The sequence below is a fragment of the Paenibacillus catalpae genome, from assembly GCF_900112695.1.
Taxonomy (GTDB): domain Bacteria; phylum Bacillota; class Bacilli; order Paenibacillales; family Paenibacillaceae; genus Pristimantibacillus; species Pristimantibacillus catalpae.
The window spans coordinates 553,774-571,995 of the sequence record NZ_FOMT01000005.1 but is presented as its reverse complement, the minus strand read 5'-3'; the positions used below and the strand labels follow the sequence as shown (position 1 = coordinate 571,995).

The following is an 18,222-nucleotide window of genomic DNA, read 5'->3' as shown; positions in this document are numbered from 1 at the left end:
GTTGTCTCACATATTCCTTCTATATTGCCCTCCAATCTCGAATAAGGTGTTCGTGATCTGTCCGATAGACGCGTATTTCACAACCTCCATCAAAGCCTCAAATAGATTGCCGCCGGATACGGCTGCCTGCTTAAGCTCCTCCAGAGCTTCCGCGCATTCCTCTTGATGCTTCATCTGGAAAGCCTGCAGCTGCCGGATTTGTGCCTGCTTCTCCTCTTCAGTGGAACGGGCCAGCTCCATATCCGAATGGATTTCTACAGGATCAGGGTTCAGAAACGTATTCACACCGATGATCGGCAGCTCGCCCGCATGCTTCTTCTGTTCGTAAAATAACGATTCCTCCTGAATTTTACCCCGCTGATACTGCGTTTCCATGGCCCCAAGTACACCGCCGCGTTCATGGATCCGCTGGAATTCCTGCAGGACAGCCTCCTCCATCAGATCCGTCAGCTCCTCTACGATAAAGGAACCTTGCAGCGGATTCTCGTTCTTCGCAAGCCCGAACTCCCGGTTAATAATGAGCTGAATCGCCATCGCCCGGCGCACGGAGTTTTCCGTAGGCGTTGTCACTGCCTCGTCATAAGCATTCGTATGCAAGGAATTGCAATTATCATAAGTCGCCATTAACGCCTGCAGCGTTGTCCGGATATCATTGAAATCCATTTCCTGCGCATGGAGCGAGCGCCCCGATGTCTGGATATGATATTTCAGCTTCTGGCTCCGTTCATTAGCTCCATACTTGTATTTCATGACGGTCGCCCATATGCGGCGCCCCACACGTCCCATCACGCTGTATTCGGGATCAAGGCCATTGCTGAAAAAGAAAGACAAATTAGGAGCAAAATCATCAATATGCATGCCTCTTGCCAAGTAATACTCGACATACGTAAAGCCGTTCGCTAGCGTGAAAGCCAGCTGCGTAACCGGATTAGCCCCTGCTTCCGCAATATGATAGCCGCTTATGCTGACTGAATAATAATGGCGTACCCTGTGATCGATAAAATATTGCTGGATATCTCCCATCATTTTGAGCGAAAACTCCGTACTGAAGATGCACGTATTCTGTCCTTGATCTTCCTTCAGAATGTCTGCCTGCACAGTCCCCCTAACGGATCGCAGCGCTGATGCTTTAATCGTCCGGTATTCTATTTCATCGGGCTGCCTGCCTTGTTCCACTGTGAATTTATCCACCTGCTGATCGATCGCCGTATTCATAAACATGGCCAGAAGGATTGGCGCAGGCCCGTTGATGGTCATGGACACGCTGACGGACGGATGACAGAGATCAAAATCTGCGTACAATCTCTTCATATCTTCCAGCGTGCAGACATTAACGCCGCTATTGCCGATTCTTCCGTATATATCAGGACGGTCGCTTGGATCCTGCCCATAGAGCGTAACGCTGTCAAAGGCGGTAGACAGCCGCTTCGCTTCATCGTTCCGGCATAAATAATGGAACCGGCGGTTCGTCCGCTCCGGCGTACCTTCTCCGGCAAACTGACGCTTAGGATCCTCGTCGGTGCGCTTGAACGCAAACACACCGGCCGTGTACGGGAAATATCCCGGCAAATTCTCCTTCAGCAGCCAGCGGAGCAGCTCTCCTGGCTCATGAAATTTCGGAAGACTGACTCTGGGCACCGCACTGCCCGAAAGCGATTCCAGAACGATCGGCCGGTACGATTGGCGGGTAGCCGGCCACTCTGCCAGCTGCTTCCGGCAATTCGGATGCAGCTGCTCTTCCCACTCCGTAATCATAACATCCAGCTTTTCTGAGAAGCTTAACGTTTCCTCTCTCGTCAGGAGCCGTTCTTGATTGGCATAAATCAGCTGCCGGGTTCCTTTAAGCTGGGCAATGGTCCGAACAACAGCAACTTGCTCCTCAATAACCTTCTTATATTGACGGACCGTCTGAACAATTTCGCGCAAATATCCGGTTCTATCCTGCGGGATTATCCTGTTTCTTATGGTTGCTCTTGAGCTCAACTCCACCTGCCGAACCGGCCAGCTCCCGCCGATTTTCTTTTCTACCATCTTCATCACATAGTGAAAAAGCATCGTCACTCCGGGGTCATTAAATTGACTGGCCATCGTCCCGAACACGGGAAGCTCCTCATTAGCCAAGGTATGCAGACGCCTGCTTCTTCTATACTGCCTGCGGACATCCCTAAGCGCATCCTCTGACCCCTGGCGCTCGAATTTGTTAACGACGATGATGTCCGCATAATCAATCATATCGATTTTCTCAAGCTGACTGGCTGCTCCATACTCGCTTGTCATCACGTACATGGCTACATCGCAGAGCGGAGCAATTGCCGCATCCCCCTGGCCAATTCCGCTGGTCTCGACAATGACAAAGTCATACCCCGCATGCTTTACAATTGCAATGGCATCGCTTGTAGCTTCACTAATCTCTGATTTCGACTTCCTCGTTGCCATGCTGCGCATGTAAGCTCTTGGATCATGGATGGCATTCATTCGGATCCTGTCGCCAAGCAAAGCTCCGCCTGACTTCATCTTGGTCGGGTCAACCGAGATAACAGCAATCGAACGGTTCGGATAATGATCCAGATACCGTCGTACCAGCTCGTCGGTCAGCGAGCTTTTGCCCGCGCCTCCCGTTCCGGTAATGCCCAGCACCGGCACGCCGGGAATTTGTTCCCGGAGCTGCTGAAGTGCTTCAGCCGTGCAATCATCTACAAAGGAGGAGGCCGCCTGGTCTTCCGAAGCCGATATCAATCGGCCAATCGCTGCCCAATTCCGCTGCCTCAGCAGCTTGAGGTCCACCTCAACCTGCCGAGGTGTGGGATGATCACAAGCCTCGATCATGTGATTGATCATTCCCTGCAGCCCCATCTTGCGTCCGTCCTCAGGGGAGAAGACCTTGGCAATGCCGTAACGGTGCAAGGCAGCAATCTCGGAGGGGATAATGACTCCGCCTCCGCCTGCAAAGATTTTGATATGCTCCGCTCCGGCCTGCTTCAGCATATCGAACATGTAGGTAAGATATTCGATATGGCCGCCTTGGTAGGAGCTGATGGCTATTCCCTGCACATCCTCTTGAATAGCTGCGCTGGTTACTTCCTGGACCGACCGGTTATGGCCAAGGTGAATCACCTCGACTCCGGAAGCTTGAAGGATCCGCCTCATAATATTGATCGATGCATCATGCCCGTCAAATAAAGCGGCGGCTGTAATAAATCTCACATGGTTTTTCGGGCGATAAACGGGTATTTCCATGCTGCTTCCCGCCCTTCCAATCAGAATTTACCGCTTCGGCTCCATCCATCCTATTAATACCATATTCGTTTCCGGGCAAGTGATGACGAGTTGCACATGAGAAAAGGGCATCTCCCATTCCTGGGGAGATGCCCTTTAAAGCTATGCTTTGCGGAAGGCCAGTACAGCATTGACGCCGCCAAAGCCGTAAGAATTGGATACAGCGGCGTCTGCCTTCACTTCTCTTGCTTGACGGGAGACCAGATCGATCTCTGCTTCCGGATCCGGATCACTCAGATTCGTTGTTGGCGGGAGCCAGCCGTTGTTCAGGGACAGCAGCGTAATCGCGGCTTCAATGGCACCGGACGCGCCAAGCGGATGCCCGTATAACCCTTTCGTGCCGCTGACAGCAACCGGACGGCTGCCAAATACGCTCCGTATGACTTTGGATTCGGTCACATCATTAAGCAGCGTAGAAGAACCATGTGCATTTACGTATGCCACATCATCCGGGGACATATCAGCGCTCGAAAGCGCCATCTTAAGCGCCCGGGCTGCTTGTTCGCCGCTTGGGAGCGGCACGCTCATATGATGAGCGTCATTGGTTAGCCCAAAGCCCGCCAGCTCGCCGTAGATGCGTGCCCCTCTGGCACGGGCGTGATGCTCGGCTTCAATAACCAATATAGCGGAGCCTTCTCCCATCACAAATCCGTCACGGTTCCGGTCAAACGGCCGGCTGGCGCTTGACGGCTCTTCATTCCTTGTCGACATCGCCCTCAGCATATCGAAGGCTCCAAACGATAACGGGGCAAGCGGTGCTTCCGAACCTCCCGCCATCACGACATCGGCTTCACCGCGCCGGATCGCCTGCAGGGCTCGTCCGATTGCTACCGCACCTGACCCGCAAGACATCGAGTTGGTTTCATTAGGCCCCGTAAAACCAAACTCCATTGCCAGATTGCAGGAAGCTGCTCCGCCAAATACGGAGAAGCCAAGCGTCGGGGAGACGGAACGGAAGCCGCCCTGCATGAATTGACCGCATTGCTCTTCCGCGAATGCAATTCCGCCCAATGCCGAGCCCATAAACACTCCAGCACGCTCAGACTCCAGGTCCTTCGCTTCCAGTCCGGCATCGCGCAGAGCCATAATCCCACCGGCTACTGCCAATTGGGAATATCGGTCCATCCGGTGCGCCCGCTTCTTATCCATAAAGCCGGTTGCGTCAAAATGCGGGATTTGCGCGGCTATCCGGCTTCGAAGGCCTTCCGGGACAAACCGGTCAATTGGCTTAACGGCACTTTCCCCCCGCTGCACGCCTGCCCATAAGGCTTCAACTCCAATACCTATCGGGGTTACACAGCCAATCCCGGTTACCACTGCTCTTATTTCTGTCATGTCAGCCCACCTCTTCCTGTACAGCCTGTTGTTCGATCTGCTCTTTTAATCCTTGAAGCGTCCGGTCCGCGATGGCATGGACAAATACCTCTCCAATCATGCCCGATGCAAGCCTTCTGCCAAACGGAGGCTGCAGCCACCGGTGAATAATGATTACCCTGACCTGTCCCCCGTGGCTAACCGGTTCGATCAGCCATTCGACTTCCATGCCTGCAGTCACACCTCGGACATGCTTGTAATAAACGGAGCAGCTCTGCTCGTCCACATTCATTTCACTGACCCACCAGACCGGCCATTTGAACGGCTTAAACGGTCTTACCGCTCTCATCATGACAAGACCGCCTTGGTCGCTGCTCCCCTGCTCGAACTGGACGCCACGGTAATGCGGAAGCAGTACTGGCCATTGCTCGACCTGCCGAGCATACTGAAAGGCCGTCTTTTTATCGCAATTTATGGTGATTTCATTACGGGTATACATGTATTTGCCTCCTTCGGACAATCTCCAACCACTTCGGCGAGCTTGTTAGTCAGCAGCGAGGAAGTGCCAATGAATCTGAGCGCTGCCCGCCACAGCAGCGGCTGCCTGCTTATCCGTTCTATCACGTGCTGTATTCGTGTTCCAGGCGCAAACTCCTCATGACGGGTTCTGTTATACCGGCTGATCGGCTCGGTACTGCGTCTCTGAAGAGCTTCAACGATGGCAGGCGCAGCAAGCTCGGCACTTCGAAGGGCCCGGTAAATACCTTGTCCGGTTAACGGATCATAATAACCTGCGGCATCGCCAAGCAGCACCATCCCGGGAATGTCATGCGGAACTACCGGCCGGTCGAATGGACCACATGCCAGCACATCCCCCTCCACTTCGGCATCCCGCAGTCGCTCCAACAGCTCCGGCACCGCTCTTGCTTCTTTGAGAACATAACCGGAACGGTCTTTGCCTGCGAGCGCAGCCGCTTCTGTACTTCCGAGAGCAACGGTCATATTCGCCAGCCCGCCGCCGATTGGAGCGAGACCAATTACTTTGCCATCCCCGGCTGTAAATAATTCGACCCTTCCGTTTAATCCGCGCACGCCATTTAACCGGGTAGTGAATGCCGCTTTACGAAGCGGGCCGTAACGGTTTACCTTGGCGTTTCTCGCAACAACGGACCGGAGACCGTCACTTCCCGCTACCATTGAAGCACGAAGGGACATCGGCCTTCCTTCAGGTGAACGCGCAATTACACCTGCTACCCGTTCCCCTTCCCAGATCAGACGTTCTACACGTGTACGCTGCTCGAATACGGCACCAGCCCGGCATGCCTGACCGGCAAGCCACTGATCAAGCTGTTCCCTGCTGCAGCCTGCTCCGTATTGCCCTCCCGGGTAAGCGGCTTCCAGAGAAGTGCGCCCGCTTATGACTCTCCAGCCCTGCACAAGACTGTGCGGGAAATCAAAAGCCTCCTCTGCCTGCAAATGCCCTGTAATTCGGCCAATAGCAGCGACCGCACCCGGATTCAGAGATTCTCCGCATGGCTTGCGTCTCGGAAAAGCCTCCGCATCCAGCATCAATACGCTTACTCCGCTTGCGGCCAGCAATTTGGCTGATGCGCTTCCAGCCGGCCCTGCACCTACCACAATAACGTCGTACTTATTCATGACCAACCACGGCCAGCCGGAACGGGAAATGTTTATGTACGGCTGCTTTCACCCCCGCAAGCGCAACAAGCTGCTTGGCTTCCTGCGGCGTGAAGGAGCGCTGGACCGAGAGCGGCCCATCATGTCTGGTCACCGGGCTTTTCCATACAAACTTCGCGAGCAGCTTGGCGGCGAAATAAGCAAGGCGGTGCCGTTCCAGATCTGTCACCACCCAGCCTGAACGGGTCACGCGGGCCATTTCCGCAAATAGCTTTACGGCAGATTCTTCATCCAGATGATGCAGCGCCAGATTGCAGAAGGCCAGATCAAAGCTTTGATCTTCAAAAGGAAGCGCCGTGGCATCGGCAAGCAATATCTCTATCGAGGGATAAGCATCCGTCCGCCGGGCTGCCAGCTGCACAATTTGCGGGTGGTTGTCCACGGCCACAAGCGATACGCTCCTGCCTCTTTTTTTACACCAATCTATAAAGGCTACCGGGAGATCCGCAAGGCCCGTCGCTACATCCAGCACCCGAATGGGCTCACTTGGCGCCAGCTTGCGCATCAGCCGATCCAGATGAACAAACAATGCCGGATTGCCGCCAAGATACCGGTTCACTCCCCATACTTCACGGAGGCTTTTTTCCAGCTCTAACGGCTCAACGCCATCACCATCCAAATATTCCTTCAGGTTCAGCCGCTCGAACAGCTGTGCCATTTCATCACCTCATCCAGCATTTTCCTTCATGCCCTTATTGTTATTCTTTTCCACTTTTTTTATCCATGCCTTATACGGCGTGCCGATTCGTTACCATAATTTACACCTGAAAACCAGCTGAAATTGTTCGCAACCTATCCAGCTCCTTTGCGTCTAATTAATAGACTTTGAGAGGAGTGTGGTAGAAAAGCATGTTCAAAAAACTATCGGCGGCAATTCTGCTGCTGTTCGTTGCCCAAGTCATTGGTGCATCCGCGATCAGCCTAGCAGCCAGCCCGGTTTCCGGCACAATGACCAAGTATCGCGTCTATCAGAACGATCGTGCATTGCGTGAATTTGCTACCGATAAACAGGCGATCGCTTACGCCTCGGGTTTCGAGTACAGTCATGTGGAAGCGATTACGGGCCGTGCATGGGTGTGGGATAACCTGCCCAAGTACAAAATCTATCAAGGCGGTGCTTCCAGCACCAAATGGGAATACCGTACTTACAACGAGGCTCTGGCCGCAGCCAAGAAGATGAAAGGCGTACATATCCGGGATCTGGAAAGCCCGGGCTGGATTTATCAATCCTATCCGAACTATCAGCTCTATCAAGGCGACAAAACGAATGCGAACTGGGGTTTTACCACCCTGGATGCCGCCAAGCAGGAAGCGAAGCGTTGGACAAACTCTCATATCATGGAGCTAAGCTCCAACAGCTGGATCTGGGACAACATGACGGAAGCAACGGAGAAAAAATTACGGAGCGGCAGCGCGATCTACTCCATTAAAGTGGATAAAGTCCAGGTTGAGGGGACAAAAACGTATGCTTTTCTGTACGATGCGATAAAAGCGGCTGCGGCTATTCCAAGCAGCACCGTCGTTAATAATGTTTCCGGTCTGGTTGTACACTCGAATGTGCCATCTTATGACGTGCAGCAAAGCGGTAAAACCATTAAATCGTTTGTCGCTCTGCAGCCCGCTTTGCAATACGCCAAATATTTCGGCAATTCGGAAGTCAATCATAACGGAACAACCTGGTGGACAAGCATTCCTTATCTGTCCGTCTATCAGGGCAATAACAAGCTGAAATCCTTCTTTACACGTTCATCCGCAGTCGCCTATGCAAAAGGATTTGCCAACAGCTATGTTGCAAATGCAGACGGGCGCAAATTGTGGAGCAATACGAAGAGCCTGGTTTATCTGGCGTGGAACGGTTCGTCCAACAGCCAGACGATCTTGGATCAGACAGCCAAAACGGAAGGCTTATCCATCGATTCGCCTTCCTGGTTCGAGCTTAAGGACAGCAGCGGTGCCTTAACGGATCTGTCCGATCCGGCTATCGTGACCAAGTTGAAGTCGCAGGGAATTCAAGTGATGCCCCTGGTATCGAATGACTTCGATAAGCAGATGACGACAGCCTTCCTTGCGGATTCGAATGCACAGCAGCAGTTCATTTCCAGTCTTGTAACCAAGCTTGCCGCACTTGGCGTATACGGAGTTAATATCGACTTCGAAGAAATCGCCGGCACGGACCGGGATGAATATACCGCCTTTGTATCGGCGTTATCGAAAGCTGCTCACGCCAAAGGATTAAAGGTCTCCATCGACCTGCCCCGCGGCGATGTATCCTGGGATCATCTGACCGCCTATGACCATGCAGCTCTTGCTAAGGCGGTAGATACGATCATCATCATGGCGTATGACGAGCATTGGAGCGGAAGCTCGACTGCAGGTTCCGTTGCCAGCCTGCCATGGGTGGAAAAAGGCGTTCAGCAATTCCTCGCATATGGCGTACCTCGCAGCAAGCTGATGCTGGGTATCCCGTTCTATGTGCGGGAATGGAAAGTAGACGGCTCCGGTAACCTCGTCAGCAACCGTGCTGTCCTGATGAGCGCTATCCCGAAGCTGATTGCTGATACGAATGCGGTAGGCGTCTCCGATCCGGCTACTCCCGGCCAGACCAAATACAAATACTTGAAGGATGGCTTCACCTATGTATTTTGGGCCGAGACCGCAAGCACCGTGCAAGCGCGCATTAACATCGCGAAAAAATACGACCTCGCCGGCGTAGCAGCCTGGCGCCTCGGCTACGAGACCTCCGATCTCTGGACGATGATGCTTCGCTTGAAGCAAGGTTAAACGGAAAATCCCCGGCTCACGCTTATGGTGTAGGCCGGGGATTTTTATATACGCAGCTGCTCTGCTTAATGAATAATAAACGTTGCATCCTGTTTATCGGTTGTGGAGCTGGATGCGCTGAGTGGATCAATCCGCATGCCGCTGTAGTTCAATTGTCTAAGATAGTAGGTCGGGAAGTTGTAGGAACGGAACGAGACTTGGGAAGAATTCGCAAGCCCGGCCGTTTGGTAGAAGGTGGCATCCTGCTGGAACGTTGTTGTCCCGTCGTTACGGCTCACCTGCATCACGTAGTTGTAATGTCTCAAGTAATAACCCGGGAAGTTAACCGATTCGAACGAAACTCCGCCGGAGTCAGCCAGACCCGGCACCATTCTGAATCTGGAATCGTTAATTGGTGACGGATTTATATCGATGCGAGCCAAGAAATTGTAGTGGCGCATGTAATATCCGGCATAACGGCTGGATTCGATTTGATGAATCTGCGCCGCATCCCCCAAATCCTTGCTACCGTATCTCACCGAGTTATGTCCGCTGCCAAGCGGTCCGCCCGTAAGAATGATTACGCTATGATTGTCTGCTAGCGGAACGATCGCACGGCTGTAGCCTTGCGGAACAACCGTACTCACTCTCGTCCAGGTATCCGAAGCACCGTTCTCGGAGTTCAGATACAGATCCGTACTGGAGTTAGCGGATACGGCTATTGTTCCGTTAGGTCCCGTGCCCGGCACCCAGACCACATAAGGCGAGCTGGAAGGAATTACTCCGTCTCTTGTTTTCAGCAGGGTACCCGGATCGGTTGCGGCCCCAAAGTTCTCAGGGTTGGACGAAATCTTGTAATATACAGCAAAGTTGCCATTCGGTGATCCGCCGTATTCATAGGTCATGATATAATTGCCGTTGCCAAGCTTCGCAACCGTAGACATACCTGGACGTTTCGTTGAATCGGCAAGCGCGATATCTTCAACCGCCGAGCTCCAAGTCGTACCGTTAGTCGAAGTGACGTGCACCAGCTTCTGGTTATGCGCAGCATCGCGCTCATCCGAGTAGTACATAATGAGCTTGTTGTTCGCCACCAGAAGGAACGGTTCCCATACCGGATCATAAGAACCGTTAGGGTCTGCCCGGCCGCCCGTAGCTATCGAGCTGACGAAAGTCCAAGTCAGGCCTTTATCCGTACTTTTGTACAGGTCGAGCTTGGTTTGGGACAAATCGGATGGAATCGAGTTGCCGGCGCAAAGAAGCGTACCTGCAGGCATGCTGCCGATCGCTTGCGGAAGCTCATACAGGAACGGCTGATAACGCATCCCCCAACCGTTTACGGTATCCGAAACTTGGGAAATTTGAGTCCAGGAAACCCCGCCGTCCGTACTGCGGTAAATTGGAAAAGTTGGCGTGCCGTTTACGTAATGCTCGAAAGTTGCTAACATCGTGCCGTTAGAGGCCCCGTTGTACTGAAGGCGGATCGCTCTAGGGTATAGCGTACCCGGACCAGGGTCCGTCGAAGGCGAGGTATACATGGTTGATGGTCCGAAGGCACTCGCTTCCCCCATGATCATCAGACAGGCTAATAAAGCTAAGCCTATTGTTTTTATCCACACCCTTTTTAACAACTTATTTCCCATTAGCTTTTCCCCTTTTCGATATAAGATCGGAAGTCAGGAAAGGTTAGGTATAGGCAGCAAGGTCCAGCCTTCCGTCAGGCATTCATTACTGCGCAATGAATAAATAAAGTGATTCTCTGGATGAGTGGATCGGAAAAAGATGAGGCATACAGACAGGCGCTGCATGGAGATAAAAGGCTGAGGGTAAGCACCTTTTTAGGAAGCTGCAGACTTCACTAATTTATGAAAGCGCTTTATATTTGAATTATAATATAGGTAAAACATTATTTATATATCTAATTGATTATAAAAACAATAATTTTTATTATTGTTGGAACGTCCATAAGTCCCTCACCATACGATATGGAAGCCGGACAAGCCAACCGATTTCGTGCGGATTGGTTATAAAATAAGAAGAGGCCGTTTCAAAAGAAAAAGGCGCAGGTTGCTAGTTAACCCAAATTTAAAAGGGGTGCCCCTTAGTCATTTACATGACTTATGGGACACCCCCTTTCTTCCGTTTAGTAGTAGTCCGCATTCTTGTTTCCTGAACCAAATCTGATTAGCTATATTCCGTTATCCGATTCATTACGTTTGTCTTCTTCTTGAATTTCACGGTAGGCGCCGGGAGTCGTGCCCGCATATTTTTTGAACACCTTCGCAAAGTAGTGCTTGGTGTCGAAGCCGACCTGCCGGCTGATTGCACAAACGGTCAGATGCGGCTGCGTTTTCAGCAGTTTTTGCGCCTCCCGGATCCGCAACGAATTCAAGTAGTTGACGAAGGTGTCCCCCGTCTCCTTCTTGAACAGGCTGCTAATATAATTCGGATGCAGACTCATGCGCTCAGCGAGATGATCGAGGGACAAATCGTTCATGTAGTTGATCTGCAAATAAGCCAGAATCCGTTCGGCGTGCCGGCTGTACTCCGAATCCGATGCGGCGGGCAGCTCCTCCTTGACGCGGTTCAGCAGGACCGCGATTTCCTGTTTGTCCAATGGCTTCAGCAAATAATCCACTACACCCGAGCGAAGGGCCTGGCGGACATATTCGAACTCGTCATAGCCGGTCAGGATAATGAATCGATCGCATAGCCCCTCAAGTCTGGCTTCCTGAATCAATTCGAAACCGTTCTTCTCCGGCATATTAATATCCGTTATCGTTACATCGGGCATAAAGCGCTTCATCGTCTCCAGTGCCTCCAGAGCATTAAAGGCTGAACAAATGTCAGAACCGACCGGCGCGACTTCTTCCACGATTTTAACTAACCCTTTCAGAATCAAAGGTTCGTCGTCTACGATCAAGATCTTCAAAGTCCGTCACCGTCCTTTTCACGATGATAATGCGCAAGCAGGTTCCTTTACCCGGCTCACTAATGATTTCCAGTCGTGATTCTCCCCCGAAGTACTCTTTGACTCTTTCGTTGACGTTTTTCAAGCCTACGCCGACCGGCTCCTCCGCTTTTCTGAGGTCATCGTGCCTGGACAGCCGTTCGCGCAGCTCGAGAAGCTTCTCCGGCGGAATCCCGTTTCCGTTGTCGGAGATGTCGATCGTGACCTCCCTTTCTGTTTCCTTGGCTTCCAGCCGAATATGTACGGGGCGCAGAACGGCGGAAGCTCCATGCACAATGCTGTTTTCGATAAGAGGCTGCAAAAGGAATCGCGGACAGGCCAGCCGCTTGTCATCGAGCGCAACGTTGATCTCGTAGGTCAGCCTGCTTTGAAGCCTCATTTTGTGGATCTTCATGTAAAAGGAAACCATCTCGATTTCCTTCGCGAGAACCGTTTCTTGTCGCGCGGACGACAAGCTGTACCGCATCAATTTGCCGAACCAGAAGGAAATATCCGCGACTTCCTTGTCGTTGTTTGCTTCGGCTACCATTCGGATCGTTTCGAGCGTGTTGTAAAGAAAATGAGGCTTAATTTGTGCCTGCAGCACTTGGTAAGCCGCTTCTTTGTTACGGAGCTCGGCGCGATGGACATGGTTAATGAGTTCGTCCATTCGCTTAACCATAGAGTTATAGGCTACGATCAGGAATCCGATTTCGTCCTTTTCGAACTTGCCGCTTTGGATCGTCAGCTGCCTTAGGTTGTCGTCATTCAGAGTGCGCATATGCCGGGCCAACCGGAGTATTCGCTTTGTGATCGTCGAAGCCAGCATATAATAGGCGATGGAAAGGATGATCAACAGCAGCACGATAATCGTCACCAAGACGACTTCTTTATGCTTCACGGAACGGAATACGTCTCCCACTTGACCGGTGATGACCACGCGAACGTCCAGCGGTTCGAGCTTCAGTTGATTGACGATCGTTTTTCGGTTGATGAAAAAATTCCGTTCTTCCGATTGCAGAAGATTGAGCGTCTTATTGTCCAATTCTGCCGCTTCGTTCGTCAGCAAATTGCCTTGCCCGGACAGCAGAATGGCTCGCCAATTCGCTTCCACGCCCGCGGCGGCATAGAAGTTGCGGATTAAGCTATTGCTAACCCGAATTTCAAGAAGGCCGATTCGTTCCGTAATTTGCGTATTGTATATGTACTGGTAATAAATTAAATCCGGATCCGACACGTTAGGATCGGCGCGCAGCCATATCCCCTGCCCGGCTTTCAGAGCCGAGACGGTATCTTCGGTTTGCGGGTCCAGCATGGACCTGTCCCGAAACAGATTGGTTATGGGCAGCACCTGATCCTTCATCTTATAGATGACGATAGATTCGATCTCCGGATTGGCGAACATGGATTGCGTGTACAGAGGGAGAATATATCGAGTCAGCGCGTAGACGCTGTCTGCGTCGGAATCATATACGCCATCCAGATAATCGGTCAGGTAAGGATTGTATTGCAGCACCCGGTGGACCGATTGAATACGGGCGAAGTCCGTTTTCATGTTGGCATACGCCTGCTCCAGGATTTTCTGCCTGCTCTCCACGAATTGTTGGGTCAGGTTGCCGTAGATTTGCGTGTAATAGTGATAACCGAAAGCGATAACCGGGATAAAGATCATAATGACGTAACCAAGGACGATCTTGCGCATAATGCTCACGGCAGCACTTCCCTTCGATGCGGAATCCATATATCGTTCATTAACGTATCACGAACAAAAGAATTCCGCTAGAGTCGCATTGCCCCCAGAAAGATCGATCGCAAGCTGCGGTTAACTTCCTCCATAAGCCGCTCTTCCATCCGCGGCAAAGGAAAAACCAAGTTCAGGCACCGCATGTCCGGACCAATCGATATACACGGAATAGATCTCCTCCTCGACTCTAAATAACGGGATGAATCTAGCCTCCTCGTCTTGAATGAGAACTTCCAGACGCCCCTCCTGTATGGCGAACTTCTCTTGGAGATTCCGATCGGATATCCCTTTCAATGGCTTGTCGTCTCCTACCCTGGCCAGCAGCACGTTGCTGTACATGAGAGCCGCCGATGCTTCGGAGCCCGGAAGCGGAACCAGCCTCAAGGAAGCTTCGATTTCAATGTCTATCCGATCCCCTTTGCGGAACAGGCGTTCGACCGACACGTACCCTTCTTCCTTTCGGAATTCGATATGTTCATGATTAACTTTAATGTTCTTGACGGCTTTTTCCCGAAACATAATCCGAAGCTCCACGGGCTCGTCGGCTTCGATGTACAACGTGGACGTCAGACTGTCCGGAAAACTCGTCCGCTGATCGATGACGACTCTGCGTTCCTTCCATACGGCCGTCGAGGAAATAAAAGCGTTAAGAAGCACGGTATTCCCGTCTCTAAACCAGATGTTTTTTTGCAGCTCGCTCATCGCTTCGATCCCCGACGCGGTGCAGCACCAGAACGAATCATACGGTTCGCTGAATTTTTTCAAAGTCTGCCTTCCAAGCGGCTGATGGTACTGGGAAAGACCCGTTTTAGCGCTAGCGCTGTTCAGAATCGCGTTATACTTGAGGGATTCCAGATGATCCAAATACCCGGCCTCCGGGGACCACTCCAGCAAGCGCTCCAAGATCTTTTCCGTATTATGCGCGCAGCAGCTTTCGCTTTCGCCGCCGGTCAGCGCATCCGCCAATTGACCGTAGCCGCCCCAATGCTCCGCCTTTTCCGATACTCCGCCGCGAATGCAGGTCGTCGCCTTGGAGCTGTTGTTTCCGCTCGCAAAGGTTCTCCCCTTCAAGAAATTGTAGAAATGGAGAGCCGCCCTTTGGTATGCAGGTTCTCGTCCTATCCTGTAGCGATGCATGGCTGCGATAATCATCGGAAGATGCGTGTTGGCATGCAGGTCTTCCAACACATCCCGACCGGCAGCAAGCGGTCCGATCCAGTAATCCCTGTCGAACATACAGGCCAGCTCGAAGATTCGGGCATCGCAGGTCAGGTCGTATAACGTATAAAGGGCGTCTCCCAGTCCGCCAAACTCATTTACGGGATTTACTTTCGTACAGCGAAGAATCCCGTCTATTTTCCAATGGGAAAGCTTCTCGAATCTTCCTCGGATGTAAAGGGCGAGATTTACGGCAAGTTCCAGCGCTTTGGAATTATGCAAATACGTATAGCAATCAATCAAGCCCTGCATGATTTTGTGCAAGGTATAGTAGGGAGCCCATACGCTGCGGTTCTCCTCGAATTCCAGAACGTCGAGCTTTTCCTCTTCGAAGGCGCTCAAGTAGCCGTTTGGCTGCGCGCATGCTTGCATGACGTCTACAATCTCGCCCGCCATAGCCTTCAACGTTTCATCGCGATCGCCATAAGCGAATTTGGCGCACGCGGACAGAAAATGCCCGACGAAATGTCCCCTCAAGCCGCAATCGGGGGCCTCCCACCCGCCCAGTGGCTCCGCGTTGGACGGAATTCCCGCATTGATCTTGAACGTGTGCATAAGACGTTGAAGGTCAAAATCGCGAATGTATATTTTGACCAGTTCCCTGCGAGAGGCAAAGACGTCGTCCGTTAACCTGACTTCGTCCAGTCGAAACGAGGCGAACATGAATGGCATCCTCCATTCGAATACAAAGCCCGGCGGGAACGATAGCTCCTGCCGGACTTTGCTTTATTTATTAAACAAATCCTTTTTCTTCTGATACGTCTGGTTTGCCCAATCCACTAAGCGATCCAAACCAATCTTCTCCGCGTTCTTCACCATGGTCTCGTAGTTTGCCACGGCCTCTTCTTCCGACTTCGCCAAGTAAATTTTGACCTTCTCGTTTTTGATCATCTCGTCTATCTTCGTTTTAATCGTCTTCTCGTCAGAATCCGGCTGCAATTGGATCAAGCCGAGCTCCGGTTTGTAAACCGTAAACGCTTTTCTCTCCATCAAGGCTTTCGTCTTCTGAGCCCCCGGCACATAGCTCAGCATTCCTTCCATAACGCCGTCGTTGTACAGATACCACCATTTGATTCCGTTGCTGTTGACGAAATCGGCATCGGACGGATCATATTTCAAATTCGGATAACCTTCTTCGTTCCAAGTCCAATGCTCGCCTTCGACGCCGAACATCGTCAATTTCTTTCCTTCGTCACTTGCAAGATATTCAAGGAATTTAATCGACGCCTCGGGATCCTTGTTTTTCTTCGTGATGAACGTACCTGCGAAGCCTAGTCCCGAGCTGACCGCTTTCGTGCTTTTCGAGATTGCGCTGGGCAGCATCTGGAACGTATACGAACCGCCGGCGTTTTTGACCTTGATATTGTCCATGTCCGCTATGCTGACCGTATGGCTATGCGCGAACGCCTTCCCGCTGGTCGCATACTGATCGTCGATCTGATCGTTCGTATAGGCGAAGTTCTCCGCCAGAATGTACCCTTCGCGGTAAAGACGATTCATAAACTTGAAAAATTCCAGCATTTCCGGCTGCCTTATCGCGTAGTCTACTTTTCCGTCCCGTTCGTACCAGCCGTCCAGAAGACCTTCGACACCGAACTGCTGCAGGAAGTATTGCTCGATCCAGTCCTTGTCCATAATGAGCGGAATCATGTCCGGGTATTTTTGTTTGACCATGCCCAGAACCTTTATGAAATTATCGATGGTGTCGATCGGCGGATTCCCCAGCTCTTTCAGAATATCCTCGCGCACCGCTATTCCCGGGTTGCCGTCGCTGCCGACCGAGTATTTGTTATTCGCCACTTCCTCCTGGGTCGCGAAAGAATTGCGCACCGTGTAGAAATTGCCGTCATCCATCGTGTGTATCGCAATTCTTGTCGGGTCGATCTTAAAGTCCGGCGCGTATTTCTCGATCAGTTCATTCCAGGGATAAGAAAGCTTCGAATCGGACATCCGGTCAATGTTGGCATTAGTAAAGACCAGATCCGGGAGGTCTCCGGAAGCGATCATCAGCGGAAGCTGCTTGTCGTCCGTTGCAACCGTCACCTTAAGCTTAATTCCGGTCTTTTCCGTAATTTTCTCGGCAACCGTCCCCTTCCATTCCTTCACCGGATACCAGGAAGCATCGATAAACAAGGATAGCTCCTTCACCTCGTTGCTTTTTGCGGGCGGTTCGGAGGTTGTCTCAGCCGAGTTATTGACACCTGCGTTTTCCTTTTGACCATCGTTGTTATTTCCGCATGCGGACATCAGCGCTATCGTCATCATTAGGATGAGCGATAAGAGCAGTGCCTTCTTCCCTTTGTTTCTTTTCAAAATAACCCCTCCAACAAGTGATGTTTATATTAAAGCAAACGCTTTAATATCATGCCAACAAAATCAACCCTTCACGGAACCCAGCATAATGCCTTGAATGAAAAACCTCTGGAGGAACGGATAGACGCACACGATAGGCGCGATAGATATAACCATAGCCGCTACCTGAAGCGAATAGCTGGTGACGCCCGCTGAAGCGCTGTTCGCAACGGCTATAGCGTCCATCGGCGCATTGCTCTTGTTGATAACCTCCATCATCCGGAAAGCGAGCGTCCGCAGACCTTCCGACTGCACGAAATAAGCGGAATCCAGCCAAGAGTTCCATTGACCAACCCCCAGGAAAAGCGACATGGTTGCGATCAGCGGCATCGAGACGGGAAGGATGATCCGGTAGAAAATAACGAGCTCGGTAGCCCCGTCCATGTAAGCCGACTCCTTGAGTTCACTCGGAATTTCCTGAAAGAACGAAATGGCTATCAGCAGAAAAAACGTGCTTAACATGGAAGGAATGACATAGACACCAAACGTGTTCAGCAGCCCCAGAGCGCGCAGAACGACGTAATACGGTATTAAACCGCCGGAAAAGTACATCGCGAATATAATGACCGTGAAATAACCTTTGCGAAACAGCAGATCGCGGTGAGACAGCCCATAAGCAACCAAACAGGTAAAAAGGACGCCTAGGGCGGTTCCCGCAAGCGTTCTCATAATCGTGACCAAAAAAGCACGGTACCAGTGGGGGTCATCCAAAAATCGCGCGTAATTTTCAAAGGAAAAGGTCCTTGGCCATAGATAGACGCCCCCAAGAAGCGAATCGGTTCCTTTATTGAAGGAAAGAATCAGGACGTAATAGAACGGATAAAGCATAGATAACGTCAGAATGGCTAGTAATACATAAATCATAGCGTCCATGATACGATCTTTTTGTTTTTGGCTGAGCTGCATGCAC

Annotated in this window: 12 protein-coding genes; 1 reads left to right on the top strand and 11 read right to left on the bottom strand. The window is 51.6% G+C overall.

From position 1 onward, the window contains the following. Positions 1–6 precede the first annotated feature (6 nt). The 5 genes from icmF to BM200_RS23990 form a co-directional block, all read right to left on the bottom strand. Positions 7–3,237: a fused isobutyryl-CoA mutase/GTPase IcmF gene (icmF, locus tag BM200_RS24010; protein WP_091189175.1), complete on the bottom strand. Its 3,231-nt coding sequence runs from the start codon at positions 3,235–3,237 to the stop codon at positions 7–9. Between the two features lie 141 nt (positions 3,238–3,378). Beyond that, on the bottom strand, positions 3,379–4,611 hold the full coding sequence (locus BM200_RS24005) for a beta-ketoacyl-[acyl-carrier-protein] synthase family protein (RefSeq protein WP_091189174.1): 1,233 nt from the start codon (positions 4,609–4,611) through the stop codon (positions 3,379–3,381). Between the two features lies 1 nt (position 4,612). Further along, positions 4,613–5,089 (bottom strand): SRPBCC family protein, encoded by a 477-nt coding sequence (locus BM200_RS24000; RefSeq protein WP_091189173.1) that lies wholly within the window; start codon positions 5,087–5,089, stop codon positions 4,613–4,615. After that, entirely contained in the window at positions 5,062–6,249 is a 1,188-nt protein-coding gene (locus BM200_RS23995) for an NAD(P)/FAD-dependent oxidoreductase (RefSeq protein WP_091189172.1), read from the bottom strand. The genes BM200_RS24000 and BM200_RS23995 overlap by 28 nt, the downstream gene beginning before the upstream one ends. After that, positions 6,242–6,946 (bottom strand): methyltransferase domain-containing protein, encoded by a 705-nt coding sequence (locus tag BM200_RS23990; RefSeq protein WP_091189171.1) that lies wholly within the window; start codon positions 6,944–6,946, stop codon positions 6,242–6,244. The genes BM200_RS23995 and BM200_RS23990 overlap by 8 nt, the downstream gene beginning before the upstream one ends. A 191-nt stretch (positions 6,947–7,137) precedes the next feature. On the opposite strand from BM200_RS23990, the gene BM200_RS23985 reads away from it, so the two are divergent. Next, complete coding sequence (locus tag BM200_RS23985; protein WP_091189170.1) at positions 7,138–9,069, top strand: glycosyl hydrolase family 18 protein; 1,932 nt, start codon at positions 7,138–7,140, stop codon at positions 9,067–9,069. Between the two features lie 65 nt (positions 9,070–9,134). On the opposite strand, the gene BM200_RS23980 is transcribed toward BM200_RS23985, so the two are convergent. The 6 genes from BM200_RS23980 to BM200_RS23950 form a co-directional block, all read right to left on the bottom strand. After that, positions 9,135–10,691 carry an AbfB domain-containing protein gene (locus tag BM200_RS23980; protein ID WP_139230834.1) on the bottom strand — a complete coding sequence of 519 codons (1,557 nt, stop codon included), beginning with the start codon at positions 10,689–10,691 and terminating at the stop codon, positions 9,135–9,137. Between the two features lie 545 nt (positions 10,692–11,236). Further along, on the bottom strand, positions 11,237–11,980 hold the full coding sequence (locus BM200_RS23970) for a response regulator transcription factor (protein ID WP_091189167.1): 744 nt from the start codon (positions 11,978–11,980) through the stop codon (positions 11,237–11,239). Further along, positions 11,928–13,700: a cache domain-containing sensor histidine kinase gene (locus BM200_RS23965; protein ID WP_245773141.1), complete on the bottom strand. Its 1,773-nt coding sequence runs from the start codon at positions 13,698–13,700 to the stop codon at positions 11,928–11,930. The genes BM200_RS23970 and BM200_RS23965 overlap by 53 nt, the downstream gene beginning before the upstream one ends. Before the next feature lie 120 nt (positions 13,701–13,820). Beyond that, complete coding sequence (locus BM200_RS23960; protein ID WP_091189165.1) at positions 13,821–15,623, bottom strand: beta-L-arabinofuranosidase domain-containing protein; 1,803 nt, start codon at positions 15,621–15,623, stop codon at positions 13,821–13,823. A gap of 63 nt (positions 15,624–15,686) precedes the next feature. Further along, entirely contained in the window at positions 15,687–17,273 is a 1,587-nt protein-coding gene (locus BM200_RS23955) for an extracellular solute-binding protein (protein ID WP_091189164.1), read from the bottom strand. Positions 17,274–17,336: 63 nt separating this feature from the next. Then, complete coding sequence (locus BM200_RS23950) at positions 17,337–18,218, bottom strand: carbohydrate ABC transporter permease (protein ID WP_091189163.1); 882 nt, start codon at positions 18,216–18,218, stop codon at positions 17,337–17,339. Between the last annotated feature and the right edge of the window lie 4 nt (positions 18,219–18,222).